This is a genomic window from Afifella sp. H1R, from assembly GCF_021462425.1.
Taxonomy (GTDB): Bacteria; Pseudomonadota; Alphaproteobacteria; order Rhizobiales; family Afifellaceae; genus Afifella; species Afifella aestuarii.
On sequence record NZ_JAKEDY010000001.1, the window covers coordinates 2,124,940 to 2,139,413 of the forward strand.

Consider the following 14,474-nt stretch of genomic DNA (forward strand, 5'->3'; position numbering starts at 1 on the left):
GATCAGCTGCCGGCGCCGCCCACGACCGTAACCGCGCGGCGGTTCTGGTTCCAGCACGAGGCCGCATCGCAGACCGCGACCGGGCGCTCCTTGCCGTAGGAAATCGTCCGCATGCGGCCGGGATTGATGCCGCGCGAAGCGAGATAATCGCGGGTTGCGGCCGCGCGCCGGGCGCCGAGGGCAAGGTTGTACTCGCGCGTGCCGCGCTCGTCGGCATGGCCTTCGACGGTGATGGTGTAATTCGGATACTGGTTCAGCCACGCGGCCTGACGGTCGAGCGTCGCCCGTGCTTCCGGCGTCAGCGACGAGGAATCGACGATGAAGAAGACGCGGTCGCCGACATTGACCTGGAAGTCCTGCGGGCTGCCGGGCGTGGCCGCACCTGCGCCTCCTCCGGAACCGGCCAGATCCAACGCCTTTTGCTGGTTGGCGCAACCGCCAGCCGTCAGAAGAAGGGCTGCGCCGAAGGCAGCAGCTAGCATACGGATATTCAGGCGAAAGCTCATCGCCGCAAGCTCCTGGTGGAATCGAAGGGCTTTGATAACCCTGACAGGGTTAAGGCCTCATGAACGATTAGGGTTAAGAAGGCGTGAACGCAGACAGATGGGCGACGCAAAACAAAATGTCCGAGGAGAGCGGTGGCCACCGAATGCGGCGGAAGCTTGGCGCTCGCGCACCTTTTTGGCCACAAAGCGCGGCCTCGGCGCCTCAATTGCCGATCAGCGAGGCCTTATCCCGCGACGACGATGATCTCCGGGCTTTTTGGGCCGAACTCGCTGCGGTCAAAGGAGCCGTAGAGATTGACCTCCGAAAACCCGGCCTCGGCCAGCTTCTCCTTGAGAAGATCGCACGATGTGAACCGCACTTGATCTTCGAGGATGACTTCTTCCTCGCCGGGAAAGCGCAGATGCGTGCGGTAGGCGATGATGTCGTCTTCCGCTGACACCAGGGACAGATAGGTCTCCACGCTCGCGCTCCCGATCGGACGTATGAGGCGACGGCTGCGCCCGGGCGTCCATTGCCGCCAGCCCTCGACGACCGGATTGCGGCTTTCGAAAGCGAACCGGCCGCCCGGTGAAAGCTGCTCCCGCACCGCTTGGAAGGCGGCGTCGATGACCTCGTCGCTCAACAGGCACTGGAAGCTGTGTCCGGTCATCAGGACGAGATCGAACGGCGCCGCCGCATGACGGGTGGTGGCATCGCCCTCCACCCAATCGACACGCTCCGCCCCGGCCCCGCGGCGTGCAACCGCCAGCATCGCCGGCGCCGGATCGGCCGCCGTCACCTTGTGCCCGCGTCGGGCAAGCGCACGCGCCAGGGCACCCGTGCCGCAGCCGATGTCGAGGATCGCAAGCGGCTCGCGTCCGCCACCCTGTTCTTCGCCCTGCGCTTCAGGCTCTCCCTCGGGCTGCCTTTTGAGCTGTCCGGCAAGCTGAATGTAGAAGCGCGTATCCTCGCCCGGCGGATTGAGCAGGTCGTAAAGACCCGCCAGGCGTTCATCGCAATATGAGCTCATGGAATTTGCCTGCCCTCCGGCACCGGGCTGCCAGCATCAATCGAGGAGCGGGCTCCACGCCGGATCGGAAGCATAATTCGGCGTCGGCACGACCCGCTCGTTATAGCCGGTGATGTCGACGGAAAGGAGCTGCGGGCCAGCGCCGCCGGACTGGTCGCGGAAGAACATCAACACGCGGCCGTTGGGCGCCCAGGTCGGACCCTCGTTGTGGAAGCCTTCCGTGATGACGCGCTCGCCCGACCCGTCCGGCGTCATCACGCCGATGCCGAAGCGGCCACCTTCCTGCTTGGTGAAGGCGATGAGATCGCCGCGCGGCGACCAGACGGGGGTCGCATAGCGTCCCTGCCCGAAGGAGATCCGCTGCGCCGGGCCGCCATTCGCGCCCATCACGTAGAGCTGCTGCGTGCCGCCCCGGTCGGATTCGAAGACGATGCGCTGACCGTCCGGCGAAAACGACGGCGCCGTATCGATCGACGGCGAATCGGTGAGCCGCGTCATCTGCCGGTTCCTGAGATCGAGCAGATAGATGTTGGAATTGCCGCCCTGGGCAAGCGACAGGACCACCTTCTGTCCGTCCGGAGAAAAGCGCGGCGAGAAGGTCATGTTGGAGAAATTGCCGATCTTCTCCCGCTGCCCGTTTTCCGTGTTGAGGAGAAACACCTGCCACTGATCGCCGGAGAGCGCCGCATAGGTGATTTCCTGGCGCGTGGGTGAGAAGCGCGGCGTCAGCACGAGATCGCTGCCGTCGGTCAGATAGCGCACATTGGCGCCGTCCTGGTCCATCAGGGCGAGCCGCTTGACGCGCTGCTCCTTCGATCCGGATTCGTCGACGAAGACGATGCGGGTGTCGAAATAGCCCTTCTCACCGGTCAGGCGCTCATAGATCGCATCGGCGATGATATGCGCCACCCGTCGCCAATTGTCGGGGCTCGCCACGAATTGCTGACCCGTCAGCTGCCGGCCGGCAAAAATATCCCAGAGGCGGAATTCCGCCTGCACCCGCCCGTCGGGGGTCGCCGCAACCCGCCCGGAGACGAGCGCCTGGGCGTTGAGCGGACGCCAATTGGCGAAATCGGGCGTCACGTCCGGCGGAATCGTCGGCTGGATGAAGGCAGCCGGATCGACCGGGGCGAAGAGGCCCGAATTCTTCAGATCGGCCGTGATGACGTCGGAGATCTGCTGGCTGAGCTGGTCGGGCTGGCCACCTGTCCCGACGAAGGCCGGGATGGCGATCGGCATCGGCTGGATCGTGCCGCGCGTGATGTCGACGCGCAGCTGCGCCGACGCGCTGCCGATCAGAGCGCCAACCAGCGCGAACTGGGCAAACGCTGCGGCGATGGCGAAGGGGAAAGCCCGACTTCTCAAGCGGTCGGTAAAGGACATGGGCGTGAAGCTCCGTCAAATCTCATCCGCCGAGCATTTCGCTCGGGTCGAAGGTGAATTCGATATCCCGCCACAAGGAGTATTTCTCTGGCGGTAGTATGTCGTAAGGGGCGCATTCGTGGACGGCACGGATGGCGCTCTCCATCGCCACCCGGGAAAGCTCGTCGAAACCGCCGCCGACCGGGCGGGGCGGTGCCGCAAGCGTTCCGTCCGGCTGCAGGCTGATGGCGACCGTCACCCGGAGCCCGCCCGCCTGGCGCACGCCGATCGGCGGGTTCCAGCACTGATAAAGCCGTGCCTTCAGCGCCTCGATCTCGCTTTGCGTCATCGCCGCCTCGGCCTTGCCCTCGCGCGCGCCGAACGTCTGCGGATCGGGAGCGGGATTGGGGTCCCCGCCGCCCGTCGGATCGCGCTTGTCGAGAAGTGCCGCGATATCGTCGGGCCGGAAATCCCGCTTCGGCTCGGGCTTTTGCGTCACCTTCGGCTTTTCCGGCACGGGCTTTTCCGGTGCCGGTTTGGTCTCGGCCGGCTTCGGCGGCTTGATGTCCTTGGGCGGCGTCGGGCGCGTCTTCGGCAGGGTGTCGAGCGCGGGCGCCGCCTCTTCCGGCGTCGCTTCTGGCGCCTTCTCCGGCTGCGCGTCGGGACGAGGCGCGGGCTCCGGCTCGGGCTCGGGCTCCGGCGGCACAGAGGCGACCTTGGTCTCTTCCGGTTTCGGCTTTTCCTCCACCTTCGGCGTCGGCCGCGGCGTCGGTTCCTTCACCGATTGAACGGGTTTCGGCGCCGGCTTTTCCGCCGGCTTCGGGTCCGGCCGATCCGCCTTGGCTTGCGCCTTGGGCTGAGGCTTTTCGTCGGGCTTCGGCTTGGCCGTCTTGGAGCCGGCGAGAAGATCGGTCACTTCGGAAATCGGCACGAGATCGACAGGCAGGGCTTCCGTGTGATCCACGCTGAAAGGCTTCGCGTCCGGAAACGCGAAGAGCCCGAGCGAGATCAGCGCCAGGTGAGCCGCAAGTGAAACGCCGAGGCCGACACGCATTCCTTACCCATCAGTCTCTTGCAGGGTGACGAGACCGATCCGGCGATAGCCGGCCGCATTGAGACGGCCCATCACCCGCATGATCGTGCCGTAATCGGCATTGCGATCGCCGCGCACGAAAATGCGCTCGTTGAGTCCGTTTTTCGCAAGCGCCTGCAGCGTCGCCACCAGCTTGTCGGACGACACCTCCTGCTCCTGCAGATAGATCGACCCATCGGCATTGACCGACACCGTCAACGGCTCGGTGTCGGCATCCATCGCCTTGGCCTGCGTTTCCGGCAGGTCGATCGGCACGCCGACGGTAAGAAGCGGCGCCGCCACCATGAAGATGATCAGCAGCACCAGCATGACGTCGACGAACGGCGTGACGTTGATCTCCGCCACCAGCGCATGGCGGCGGCGCAGACGATGGCGGCTGCTGCCGCCCCTGCTCGGTGCGATCATCCCGGCGCCCATCAGGCCGCTCTCCGCTCGTCGATCTGGCGCGACAGGATCGCCGCGAACTCGTCGGCAAAGCCCTCCATGCGCGTGGCGAGCCGGGAAACCTGGCTGGCGAACTTATTGTAGAACATCACTGCGGGAATGGCGGCGAAGAGGCCAAAGGCCGTCGCGAGAAGCGCTTCGGCGATACCTGGCGCCACCACGGCGAGATTGGTGTTCTTCGAGGCCGCGATGGCCTGAAACGAGGTCATGATGCCCCACACCGTGCCGAAGAGGCCGATGAACGGGCCGGCCGAGCCGACGGTCGCGAGCACCAGGAGCCGCCGTTCGAGCCGGTCGACCTCACGTGCGATCGTGACGTCCATCACCCGGTCGATGCGCTGCCCGAGGCCTGCGAGCGACTTCGCGCCTCCCTCATAGGTGCGCTTCCACTCCTTCATCGCGGCGACGAAAAGCGCCGCCATGCCGTGCGCCTCGCGCGCCGACACCTGGTTGTAGAGCTGTTCGAGGGACTGTCCCGACCAGAACGTATCTTCGAACTTGTCGAGCTGGCCCTTCATCCGGCGGTAGAGCAGCGTCTTGTCGATGATGATCGCCCAGCACCACACGGAAGCTCCGAGCAGGCCGAGCATGACGATCTTCACGACGATATGCGCCTGCCAGAATAGAGATAGCAGGGAAAAGCCACCCGCCGGATCGGCGAGCGCTGTCTGGGCAACTTGATCCATGGAATGAGATCGCTCTTTTTCGATCTTGGCGGCTCTTGACCGCCGAATGTGACAAAAGCACGGCCTGAGAGAGCCTGCCCCGATGAAACCAGTCTAAAGGATGAGAGATCATCACGGTTAACGAACCGTTAGGAGCGGGTCCTCACAGCAAACTTTTCTTGTCCACGATAAACGATTGGAACCGTTGGAGTCGGAAGGCGTTTGGAATTCGAAACAGCAGGCCATTGCGGCCAAGAGGAATCCCATGTCGCGCTTTGATGCCCGCCTTGATCAGACTGCAGATCAGCCGACCGAGACCGACTCGCGCTTCACCGACACCTTGGTCGTTTCTGCGCTCGGCCTCTCCGTCTTCCTGGTCGCCCTCGGAGGACTGGCCGCTTAAATTTTTATGGGCTTTGTTTGAAAGAGGCGCTCAGAGCCTCTCGCACTTTTCCCGGCAGGCGCGCCGGACGGCCTTCCCCGGTCAGAAGCGCCGCTTCAACGACAGCCTTGACGAGAATGGCGTCGCCTGAGCGCAGCTCCTGCGCCAGCGTGACCCGCGCCCCGCCCACTTTCTCCGGCCTCGTGAGAACGGTCACGATATCGTCAATACGCGCCGGCTTTTCGAACTCGATCGTCATCCGCCGCACGGCAAAGGCAAGGCCGTCCGCGGCAAGGACGTGATGATGCACGCCGAGAAGGCGTAGAAAATCCGAGCGCCCCCTCTCCAGAAAATGCAGATAGCGGGCGTGATAGACGAGGCCGGAAAAATCCGTGTCTTCGAAATAGACCCGTTGATGCAGGATATGCCCATCCGCCGTCAGCCGGCCGGAAAGTTCGGCGGGCGCGTCAGCTGTCGTCGTCATTCAAGAAAAGTCCCATCTGCGCGGCCCGGTCCTGCGTCGGCACGGCAAGGCCCAGATGCTGGAAGGCTCTTGGCGTCAGCAGGCGGCCGCGCGGCGTTCTTTGGATAAACCCCTGCTGGATGAGATAGGGCTCGACGATGTCTTCGATGGCGTCGCGCGGCTCCGACAGCGCCGCCGAGATCGTCTCGATCCCCACCGGGCCGCCGCCGAAATTCTCCGCAATCATGAAAAGATAGCGTCGGTCGAGGAGATCGAGCCCGCGGGCATCGACTTCGAGCGCCAGAAGCGCCTTGTCGGCGAGAGAGCGTTCGATCCGCTCCGCCCCGTCGACCGCCGCGAAATCGCGCACGCGCCGCAGAAGCCGGCCGGCGACGCGCGGCGTGCCCCGCGCCCGCCGGGCGATCTCGCTCGCCCCCTCGTCGGAAATCGGCGCCCCCAGGATGCGCGCCCCCCGGCGCACGATCTTTTCAAGCTCCGCCTCGGTGTAGAAATCGAGCCGCACGGGAATGCCGAAGCGGTCGCGCAAGGGTGTGGTCAGAAGCCCGAGCCGCGTGGTCGCGCCGATCAGCGTGAAGGGCGCGAGATCGATCTTCACCGAACGCGCCGCCGGCCCTTCGCCAATGATGAGATCGAGCTCGAAATCCTCCATCGCCGGATAGAGAATTTCTTCCACTGCCGGGTTGAGGCGGTGGATCTCGTCGATGAAGAGCACGTCGCGCTCGTCGAGATTGGTGAGAAGGGCTGCGAGATCGCCCGCTTTGGCAATGACCGGTCCCGACGTGGAACGAAAATTGACGCCGAGCTCGCGCGCCACGATCTGCGCGAGCGTCGTCTTGCCGAGCCCTGGCGGCCCGACGAAAAGCACATGGTCGAGCGCCTCCGAGCGCGACCGCGCCGCCTCGATGAAGACTTTGAGATTGCCCCGCGCCTTCTCCTGGCCGACGAAATCGGCAAGCCGCTCCGGCCGGAACGAGGCGTCGGGATCGCTGTCCTCGACGCGCGCATCGGCGCTGACGAGACGGTCTGTGCTCACTGGCTGAGCTCCTTCAGGCCGAGCCTGATCAATTTCGCGGTTTCGGCCCCCTCACCCGCATCACGCATCGCTTTGGCGATCGCGGCCGAGGCCTGCGCCTGGGCATAGCCGAGATTGACGAGGGCGGAAACCGCATCGGCGATCGGCTGCGGCGCGACCTGATCGCCGAGATCCGATTGCAGGCGCGACAGCGACGGATCGCCACCGATGCCACTGCCGAGCGCCGGCGCCTTGTCCTTGAGCTCCGAACAGATGCGCCCAGCAAGCTTCGGCCCGACGCCGGGCGAGCGCGCGATCATTGCCTTGTCCTGCAGCGCGATCGCCGAGGAAAGATCGGCCGGCCGCAGCGTGCCGAGCACGCCGAGCGCCATCCGCGTGCCCACCCCCTGCACCGAATTCAACAGCCGGAACCATTCGCGCTCAACATCCGAGGCGAAACCGAAAAGCCGGATCTGATCCTCGCGCACATAGGTCTCGATCGAGAGTGTCGCCGCCTCTCCGGGAGACGGCAGCGCCTGCAGCGTCTGCGTCGAGCAATGCACGACATAGCCGACGCCGCCGACATCGACGATGACCCAGTCGGGTCCGTAGGAATCGATGCGCCCTTTGAGTTTGCCAATCATGGATGGGTGTCCGGCGAGATGATCTGAAGGAGCGGAAAGTACTGCCGATAGCGCTCCGGATCACGGGTGAGCAGGAAATACCCCCCGAAATCGGCGTGCGCGCCAATATAGAAATCCGGCAGTGGCGAACGTCTGGTGCCGCCGGCGCGCCGATAGGCGAGAAAGGCACGGCCTGCCGCGAAGGCCGCATCCCATGGCAGTGCCTCGCGCCGGTAGATCGCCGGGCTCAATGCCCGCTCCGCCTGGCGCTGGGTGCTGTAGCCGCAGGAGACTTCGGCGTAGATGATCGGATTGATGACGAGCCCGCCCCGCTGCCGTCCCTGGCGCAGCTGGGCCTGCGACCACGCCGCCCATTCCGCGTCTTCCTGCAACACATCGATCAGGATGTTCGTGTCGACCAGCGTCTCGCTCATTCGTCGCGCAGGAGCTTCATGAAGGCGTCGGTGCTCATGCCGGTCCGCAGAGAGCCCCGGGCTCGCTCCAGATAGGCGTCGAATTCCGCGTCCTCCGCCTTGTCCAGCGCGGCCGGCCCCGCCCGGCGCAGGACGATCTCCTCGCCACGTTCGCTCACCTCAAAGCGCGTCCCGACCGCAATGCCGCGACGATCACGGATCCCCTTCGGAATGGTGATCTGACCCTTCGTCGTCACGGTCGTCGAACTCTTCGGCATTCTTACCTCGCGCAGTAAGAATAGAACATTACAGAAACGTCGGCAAGGCGACGAGGCGCATTCTCCTGGGCTTCACCCCCGGCCGCGCACCAACCGCATGAGTTCGTCCGACGAAAGGTGTTCGTTCGCGCTGCGCGAGCCTTTGATCGCCTCGATCCCCCGGCCGCCACGCCGGCGCTTCGCCTCGACCGCAGGGCCCGCCCCCGCCTGGGCCACGGCGCTGCCGCGGTGATGCGCGTGACAGATGGCGATGGCGAGCGCGTCGGCGGCATCGTCGCTGTCGAAGGTCGCCTTCGGCATCAGGATGGAGACCATCGTGCGGATCTGCCCCTTCTGCGCATGGCCGGCGCCCACGACCGACTTCTTCACCATGTTGGGGGCGTATTCCGCCACTTCGAGCCCCGCCTTCGCCGGCGCCAGAAGCGCAATGCCGCGCGCCTGCCCGAGCTTCAGCGTGGCGCCCGCATCGCGGTTGACGAAGGTGTTTTCCACCGCCGCTTCGCCGGGACCGTGCTGCGAAATCACGGCGACGAGCCCGTCATAGAGCGCCGCCAGCCGGTCACACAGCGCGTCTTTTTCGTCGGAGCGCACCGTGCCGGCCGCGACGAAGGCGAGCCGTGTGCCGGACATATCGACGACGCCCCAGCCGGTGCGGCGCAGGCCCGGATCGATGCCGATGATGCGAATCGTCTGCTTCATCGGCTGATCATAGCGAAGACCGGGACGAACGGCGCAGCTTACGAATCCTCGGTCGAAACCGTGTAATTGAGCGGCAGGCGCCCGCCGTCGACATAGACCGTCTGCCCGGTCATGTAGCTTGCATCGTCGGAGGCAAGGAAGGCGGCAACCGCGGCCACCTCGCTCGGCTCGCCGATACGGCGCAGCGGCGTGCGCGTCAGAATGCGCTGGCGCGCTTCGGCATCGTCGGCCACATGCCCCAGCATATCGGTCATGATGGAGCCCGGCCCGATTGCGTTGACGCGGATCCCGTGCGGCGCAAGGGCAAGCGCCATCACCTTGGTGAGCTGGTTCACGCCCCCCTTGGAGACCGTGTAGGGCACCTGGTCGGGGATCGCGACGACGGCATTGACCGAGCTCATATGGATGATGACGCCCGGATCGCCACCCGCTTCGATCTGTTTGACCATGCGCTTGGCGACGGCCTGGCCGACGAGAAACGCTCCCTTCAAATTGACGTTGAGGACGCGGTCGAACTCCTCCTCCGTCAGCGCCAGGAAATCCGCCTTGAGCGCGATCGCCGCACAGGAGACGAGCACGTCGATGTCCCCATAGGCGTCGACCGTCGTCGCCAGCAGATTGCGCACCGAGAGCTTTTCGGCGACGTCGCAATGCACGAAGCGCACAGGCCCGAGATCGCCGAGCGCCTCCACCGAAGCGCTGCCCGCATCGTCGTCGATATCGGCGAGGACCACCCGCGCCCCTTCAGAGAGGAAGCGCTTGGCGACGGCACGCCCGATTCCCTTCGCTCCACCGGTCACGATGGCGACCTTGTTTTCCAGCGACATTGGCATCTTCCCTTGTGGCCCGTTCCGGCCCAACGGCAGCGGCCGAGTCGCCTCAGCCGTTGCCGATGAAGCCGGGATAAAGCGTCATGCCGCCATCGGCAAACAGACAATGGCCGTGCACGTAGTCGGCGGCGTCCGAGACGAGCCAGACGACGGCCTGGGCGATATCCTCCGGATCGCCGATCCGGCCATAGGGAATGAGGCTGCGGATCGCATCCGCATTGTCGGCACGCTCATCGGCATTGATGTCGGTCGCGATGGCGCCGGGCCCCACCGAATTCACCCGGATTTTCTCATGCCCCACCTCCTGGGCGAGAGATTGCATGAGAAGGGAAACGCCCCCCTTGGAGGCCGCATAATTGACGCGCCCGGCCCAGGGAATGCGCTCATGGACGGAGGAATTGAAGACGATCTTGCCGAGCGCCGGGCTCACCCCTTCGCGCAGCCCCTTCTTGCGGAAGCGTGTGACGGCCTCACGGGCAACCAGAAAGGCCCCGGTGAGATTGGTGGAGATGACCGCTTCCCAGTCGGCGAGCGACATCTCGCCGAAAGCGCAGTCGCGCTGGATTCCGGCATTGGAGAAGACGATATCGACCGGACCGAGCTCCGCTTCGCAGCAATCGAAAAGCTTGTGGACATCGCGCTCACGTCCGACATCGCCGCGGATGATGACGCCCCGGCTGCCGGCCCGCTCGACGGCGGAGAGGGTCTTTTCCGCTCCTTCCTCGTCGGAATGGAAGTTGATGACGACATCGGCACCCGCCTTCGCCAACCCCGCCGCAACGGCCGCTCCGATGCCCGAGCTTGCCCCTGTCACGACGGCGTTCTGGCCTTCCAGGCTTAGTCCGTTTTGAGCTGCCACTGAGCCCCTCCTGATCGTGAATGCGTGGAAGGACGCAAGCGGTGTCGGCCGAGCAGCCTTTCGCTACGGCGGATCACCTCATGAGAAGCCGCCGGCACCCTGAACCGTCCCGCGTCCCGTTGGAAAGTCTCTTCGTCGAACGTCTCCCGATGGAGCGTTGCGTTGAAACTTCGCCCCTTGGGTGGCGAACGTCAGGCTGCGAACCGGGTTCCCTCATCGCCGTCGAGCGCCCGCTCGAGCCAGTGAGCCGCGGAAATCAGCGACAGATGCGTGAGCGCCTGGGGGAAGTTTCCGAGATGCGTCCCGGATGGGCTCAACTCTTCCGCGTAGAGGCCGACATGGTTGGCGTAGGAAAGCAGCTTTTCGAACAAAAGCCTTGCCCGCGGCAGATCGCCCGTCCGCGCCAAGGCCTCCACATACCAGAAGGCGCAGGTGGTGAAGGCGCCCTCGCGCCCGGAAAGCCCGTCGACGTCCTCGGCGCCCTCCGCCTCGTCGTCATAGCGCAGGACGAGGCAGTCTTTGACGAGACGCTGCTCCACGGCACGCATCGTTCTGAGCCAGTAGCGGTCGCGGGGATTGATGAAGCGCACGAGCGGCATCAAGAGCACGGAGGCGTCCACGGTCTTGGAGCCCTTATACTGCACGAAGGCGCCGATTTCCTCGTCCCAGAACTCCTCCATGATGGAGCGGTAGATGGTGTCGCGCTCCGCCCGCCAGGCTTCCACCGGTCCGGCCAGAGAATATTTCACCGCCATGCGGGCCGCGCGATCGAAGGCCACCCACGACATCAGCCGCGAGGACAGGAATTCCCGCCTCGGCCCGCGCACCTCCCAGATGCCCTCGTCCGGCCGGCGCCAATTCTCCTTGAGCCAGTCGAGCATCTTGACGATTTCCCGCCAGGCTCGGATCGAGGGCTGGCCGAGCGATTTCGCCGCGACATAGATCGTGTCCAGAAGCTCGCCATAAATGTCGAGCTGCAATTGCTCGTAGGCGGCATTGCCGATGCGCACGGGCTGCGAATTCTTCCAGCCTTCCAGATGGTCGAGCGAGACCTCTTTCAGATCGTGCCGCCCGTCCATGGCGTACATGATCTGCATCTCGCCATCGTCTCGGCCTTCTGTCAGGCCGAGGAGGAAGGTCGAAAACTGATGCGCTTCTTCGTAGCGGCCGAGACGGGTGAAGGCGTAGACGGAAAACGCCGCATCTCTGACCCAGCAATAGCGGTAATCCCAGTTGCGGCTGTGACCCGGCACTTCCGGCAGCCCAAAGGTCGCCGCCGCCGCGATCGAGCCGTGCTTCCGCGAGGAAAGAAGTTTCAGGACGAGCCCGGAGCGCACCACGACATCGCGCCAGCGCGACGGATAATGGCCGTTTGCCACCCAATCGTGCCAGAAATCGCTCGTTTCGACGAAGCTCCTCGAAACGTAATCGGCATCGATCGGCGGAGCATCGGCGCGCCCGGGACAGAGCACGACGAAGGCATGCTCGCCCTCCTTCAAGCGGAAACGCGCTTCGGCCGCCCCATCCGAGATGCCGAGCTCGACACGGCTATAAAGGAAGAGCTGCCTTTCGCCATCGGAGAACTTGACCCCATAGGGGATCGCCTCCGCCTGCGTCGTGCCGCGCCCATAATCGAAGCGCGGCGCGCAGGAGAGCGTAAAATCGACCTCGCCCTGAATGGCCTTCGCCCGCCGCACGATGCGCCCCGACCCGTCGAGCGGCATGAAGTCGGAAACCTCCGCCACGCTCTCGTCGCCCTGGAAACGGGTGATGAGGATATTGGTGTCCGGCAGATAGAGCTGGCGCGAGCGCAGCCCGTCGCAGGCCGCATGCAGCTTGAAATGCCCGCCCTTCTCCCGATCGAGGAGCGAGGCGAAGACGGTGGGCGAATCGAAATTCGGATAGCAGAAGAAATCGATCGTGCCGTCGAGCGCGACGAGCGCCGCTGTCTGCATATCGCCGATGATGGCGTGATCTTCGATCGGCGTGAACATGTTGTCGGTCATGTGAAGATGGTGCGTGAAGGTCGAGGAACCGGCTTACTAGCCTAGCGCTCGGCCTCCCGCCGTCCAGGGCAGATGTCGAGGGCAGACGTCCAGGGCAGACGTTCAGGGCAGACGTTCAGGCCAGCCGTCCAGGGCAGAGGCCATTCTCCGACCGGCAGGCTGAAGACGGCCTTTCTGTTCAACCGAAAGGCGGTTGGCTTTCACCGGGCTTGCCATGTACTCCCCCGGCTCCTGGTGGTGAAACATGCAACGCGAGAATCGAACCCGTCCTCCAAGCGAACGACCGAGCGCCGCCTCCGGCGACAACGAACTGTCATGGCTCGGCCATGCCGGCGCGACCGTTGTCCTGGCCCTGCCGCTGATCGGTACGCAACTCGCCCAGATTACGATGAACGTCACCGACACGGTGATGGTCGGCTGGCTGGGTGCGCGTGAGCTCGCTGCGGCGGTGCTTGCCACCCAGAGCTTCTTCCTCTGCTTCATGTTCGGCGTCGGCTTCGCCCAGGCCGCGCTGCCGCTCGCCGCCAATGCCGAGGGCCGTGGCGATCTGCGCGGCGTGCGCCGCTCGGTCCGGATGAGCCTCTGGGTTCTTGGTCTCTACGGCGCAGCGATGATGATCCCGCTGTGGGAGATCGAGGCGATCCTCCTCGCCTTCGGTCAGGAACCGGATCTCGCCGCGATGGCGGCCGATTACATGCATGTGGCCCAGTGGTCGATGTTTCCGAGCCTTTTGATCATGGGCCTGCGCTCGTATCTGACGGTGGTGGGCCGCGCCTATCTGGTGCTCGCCGTCATCATCGTCGGCGCGCTCGCCAACGCGCTTTTGAACTACGTCCTGATCTTCGGCCATCTCGGCGCCCCCGCGCTCGGCCTGGTGGGCGCGGCGATCGCCACCTTGGTGTCCAATCTGCTGATGGCGGGTCTGCTCGCAGCCTATTCGGCACAGGCGGAAGGGCTGCGTCGCTATGAACTCTATGTTCGGTTCTGGCGCCCCGACTGGTACGGCTTTCGCGAGATCGTGCGGCTGGGCTGGCCGATCGGCGCGACGATCATCGCCGAAGTCGGACTGTTCGCCGCCTCCTCGGTGATGATCGGCTGGCTCGGCGCCGTGCCGCTCGCCGCCCACGGCATCGCGCTGCAGATCTCCTCGATCACCTTCATGATTCCACTGGGGCTGGCGAGCGCGGCCACGGTACGCGTTGGCCTGGCGTTCGGGCGAGCCGACAAGGTCGGGCTCGGGCGTGCCGGCACGGTCGCTCTGGTGATGGGCGCGGCGATCGCGGTCGGCGCCGCGATCACCTTCCGCCTCCTGCCGGAAGAGCTGATCGGCCTCTATCTCGACCCCGCCAACGTCAATGCCGACGAGGTGCTGGCCTATGCGGTGCCGCTGCTCCTGGTGGCCGGGGTCTTCCAGATCGTCGATTCGCTGCAGGCGGTGGCAGCCGGCATCCTGCGCGGCCTCAAGGACACGCGGATGCCGATGATCATCGCCATCGTCAGCTACTGGGTGATCGGCACGCCGACCGCCTATGTCCTCGGCTTCGTCCTGGACTGGGGGGGCGTCGGGGTCTGGTGGGGTTTGGCTGCGGGCCTTGCGGCCGCGGCCGTGCTTCTGACGACGCGCTATCTGCGCCGCGAACGCCACGGTCTCGTCCGCTTCGAGCCGGCGTGACGGGGCAAACGGCACCGCCGTTCGTGACGCCATCCCCCTCGTCCGAAGCCGATTGAAGTTCCAGGACGGCCGACAAAAAAAGCGGCCGCTCGAAAGCGACCGCAGCAACCTCATTCACGTGAACCGATCAAGGCCG

Annotated in this window: 16 protein-coding genes and 1 pseudogene; 2 read left to right on the forward strand and 15 right to left on the reverse strand. The window is 65.0% G+C overall.

Annotated features, from left to right (window positions below; all coding sequences use genetic code 11):
- Nucleotides 1-2: 2 nt before the first annotated feature.
- The 6 genes from pal to tolQ all read right to left on the reverse strand — a co-directional run bounded on the left by pal (nucleotide 3) and on the right by tolQ (nucleotide 5,101).
- The gene (gene pal / locus L0F51_RS10045; RefSeq protein ID WP_370642346.1) at nucleotides 3-506 is read right to left on the reverse strand and encodes a peptidoglycan-associated lipoprotein Pal; all 504 of its coding nucleotides are present in this window, start codon (nucleotides 504-506) and stop codon (nucleotides 3-5) included.
- Nucleotides 507-730: 224 nt separating this feature from the next.
- Entirely contained in the window at nucleotides 731-1,516 is a 786-nt protein-coding gene (locus tag L0F51_RS10050; protein WP_234629028.1) for a bifunctional 2-polyprenyl-6-hydroxyphenol methylase/3-demethylubiquinol 3-O-methyltransferase UbiG, read from the reverse strand.
- Nucleotides 1,517-1,552: 36 nt separating this feature from the next.
- Nucleotides 1,553-2,899 carry a Tol-Pal system beta propeller repeat protein TolB gene (gene tolB / locus L0F51_RS10055; protein WP_234629029.1) on the reverse strand — a complete coding sequence of 449 codons (1,347 nt, stop codon included), beginning with the start codon at nucleotides 2,897-2,899 and terminating at the stop codon, nucleotides 1,553-1,555.
- A gap of 22 nt (nucleotides 2,900-2,921) precedes the next feature.
- Nucleotides 2,922-3,932 (reverse strand): cell envelope integrity protein TolA, encoded by a 1,011-nt coding sequence (locus L0F51_RS10060; protein ID WP_234629030.1) that lies wholly within the window; start codon nucleotides 3,930-3,932, stop codon nucleotides 2,922-2,924.
- A 3-nt stretch (nucleotides 3,933-3,935) separates the two neighbouring features.
- Entirely contained in the window at nucleotides 3,936-4,388 is a 453-nt protein-coding gene (tolR, locus tag L0F51_RS10065; protein ID WP_092815545.1) for a protein TolR, read from the reverse strand.
- A complete protein-coding gene (gene tolQ / locus L0F51_RS10070) occupies nucleotides 4,388-5,101 on the reverse strand; it encodes a protein TolQ (RefSeq protein WP_092815542.1) in 714 nt (237 codons plus the stop codon). The genes tolR and tolQ overlap by 1 nt, the downstream gene beginning before the upstream one ends.
- 244 nt (nucleotides 5,102-5,345) lie before the next feature.
- Here tolQ and L0F51_RS10075 point away from each other — a divergent pair, with 244 nt between their 5' ends.
- A complete protein-coding gene (locus L0F51_RS10075) occupies nucleotides 5,346-5,483 on the forward strand; it encodes a hypothetical protein (protein ID WP_234629031.1) in 138 nt (45 codons plus the stop codon).
- Between the two features lie 4 nt (nucleotides 5,484-5,487).
- On the opposite strand, the gene ybgC is transcribed toward L0F51_RS10075, so the two are convergent.
- The 9 genes and pseudogenes from ybgC to L0F51_RS10120 form a co-directional block, all read right to left on the reverse strand.
- Nucleotides 5,488-5,946 carry a tol-pal system-associated acyl-CoA thioesterase gene (ybgC, locus tag L0F51_RS10080; RefSeq protein WP_304504496.1) on the reverse strand — a complete coding sequence of 153 codons (459 nt, stop codon included), beginning with the start codon at nucleotides 5,944-5,946 and terminating at the stop codon, nucleotides 5,488-5,490.
- Nucleotides 5,930-6,979, reverse strand: coding sequence for a Holliday junction branch migration DNA helicase RuvB (ruvB, locus tag L0F51_RS10085; RefSeq protein WP_234629032.1), 1,050 nt, complete (start codon nucleotides 6,977-6,979; stop codon nucleotides 5,930-5,932). Before ruvB ends, ybgC begins: the two co-directional genes overlap by 17 nt.
- Nucleotides 6,976-7,602: a Holliday junction branch migration protein RuvA gene (gene ruvA, locus L0F51_RS10090; protein WP_234629033.1), complete on the reverse strand. Its 627-nt coding sequence runs from the start codon at nucleotides 7,600-7,602 to the stop codon at nucleotides 6,976-6,978. Before ruvA ends, ruvB begins: the two co-directional genes overlap by 4 nt.
- A complete protein-coding gene (locus L0F51_RS10095; protein ID WP_234629034.1) occupies nucleotides 7,599-8,015 on the reverse strand; it encodes a type II toxin-antitoxin system VapC family toxin in 417 nt (138 codons plus the stop codon). Before L0F51_RS10095 ends, ruvA begins: the two co-directional genes overlap by 4 nt.
- A complete protein-coding gene (locus L0F51_RS10100; protein ID WP_234629035.1) occupies nucleotides 8,012-8,272 on the reverse strand; it encodes an AbrB/MazE/SpoVT family DNA-binding domain-containing protein in 261 nt (86 codons plus the stop codon). The genes L0F51_RS10095 and L0F51_RS10100 overlap by 4 nt, the downstream gene beginning before the upstream one ends.
- Nucleotides 8,273-8,476: 204 nt before the next feature.
- A pseudogene (gene ruvC / locus L0F51_RS10105) lies at nucleotides 8,477-8,971 on the reverse strand (crossover junction endodeoxyribonuclease RuvC); the annotation flags it as partial.
- Nucleotides 8,972-9,009: 38 nt separating this feature from the next.
- A complete protein-coding gene (locus L0F51_RS10110) occupies nucleotides 9,010-9,798 on the reverse strand; it encodes an SDR family NAD(P)-dependent oxidoreductase (protein ID WP_234629036.1) in 789 nt (262 codons plus the stop codon).
- 52 nt (nucleotides 9,799-9,850) lie between these two features.
- The gene (locus tag L0F51_RS10115; protein ID WP_234629037.1) at nucleotides 9,851-10,660 is read right to left on the reverse strand and encodes an SDR family oxidoreductase; all 810 of its coding nucleotides are present in this window, start codon (nucleotides 10,658-10,660) and stop codon (nucleotides 9,851-9,853) included.
- A gap of 191 nt (nucleotides 10,661-10,851) precedes the next feature.
- A complete protein-coding gene (locus L0F51_RS10120; protein ID WP_234629038.1) occupies nucleotides 10,852-12,666 on the reverse strand; it encodes a glycoside hydrolase family 15 protein in 1,815 nt (604 codons plus the stop codon).
- A 244-nt stretch (nucleotides 12,667-12,910) separates the two neighbouring features.
- Between L0F51_RS10120 and L0F51_RS10125 the strand changes: the two genes are divergently transcribed.
- Nucleotides 12,911-14,338 (forward strand): MATE family efflux transporter, encoded by a 1,428-nt coding sequence (locus L0F51_RS10125; RefSeq protein WP_234629039.1) that lies wholly within the window; start codon nucleotides 12,911-12,913, stop codon nucleotides 14,336-14,338.
- Nucleotides 14,339-14,474 lie beyond the last annotated feature (136 nt).

Coding starts and splice junctions, on each gene's coding strand:
- pal (WP_370642346.1), bottom strand. CDS start 506: ATGAGCTTTCGCCTGAATATCCGTATGCTAGCTGCTGCCTTCGGCGCA.
- L0F51_RS10050 (WP_234629028.1), bottom strand. CDS start 1,516: ATGAGCTCATATTGCGATGAACGCCTGGCGGGTCTTTACGACCTGCTC.
- tolB (WP_234629029.1), bottom strand. CDS start 2,899: ATGTCCTTTACCGACCGCTTGAGAAGTCGGGCTTTCCCCTTCGCCATC.
- L0F51_RS10060 (WP_234629030.1), bottom strand. CDS start 3,932: ATGCGTGTCGGCCTCGGCGTTTCACTTGCGGCTCACCTGGCGCTGATC.
- tolR (WP_092815545.1), bottom strand. CDS start 4,388: ATGGGCGCCGGGATGATCGCACCGAGCAGGGGCGGCAGCAGCCGCCAT.
- tolQ (WP_092815542.1), bottom strand. CDS start 5,101: ATGGATCAAGTTGCCCAGACAGCGCTCGCCGATCCGGCGGGTGGCTTT.
- L0F51_RS10075 (WP_234629031.1), top strand. CDS start 5,346: ATGTCGCGCTTTGATGCCCGCCTTGATCAGACTGCAGATCAGCCGACC.
- ybgC (WP_304504496.1), bottom strand. CDS start 5,946: ATGACGACGACAGCTGACGCGCCCGCCGAACTTTCCGGCCGGCTGACG.
- ruvA (WP_234629033.1), bottom strand. CDS start 7,602: ATGATTGGCAAACTCAAAGGGCGCATCGATTCCTACGGACCCGACTGG.
- L0F51_RS10095 (WP_234629034.1), bottom strand. CDS start 8,015: ATGAGCGAGACGCTGGTCGACACGAACATCCTGATCGATGTGTTGCAG.
- L0F51_RS10100 (WP_234629035.1), bottom strand. CDS start 8,272: ATGCCGAAGAGTTCGACGACCGTGACGACGAAGGGTCAGATCACCATT.
- L0F51_RS10110 (WP_234629036.1), bottom strand. CDS start 9,798: ATGTCGCTGGAAAACAAGGTCGCCATCGTGACCGGTGGAGCGAAGGGA.
- L0F51_RS10120 (WP_234629038.1), bottom strand. CDS start 12,666: ATGACCGACAACATGTTCACGCCGATCGAAGATCACGCCATCATCGGC.
- L0F51_RS10125 (WP_234629039.1), top strand. CDS start 12,911: ATGCAACGCGAGAATCGAACCCGTCCTCCAAGCGAACGACCGAGCGCC.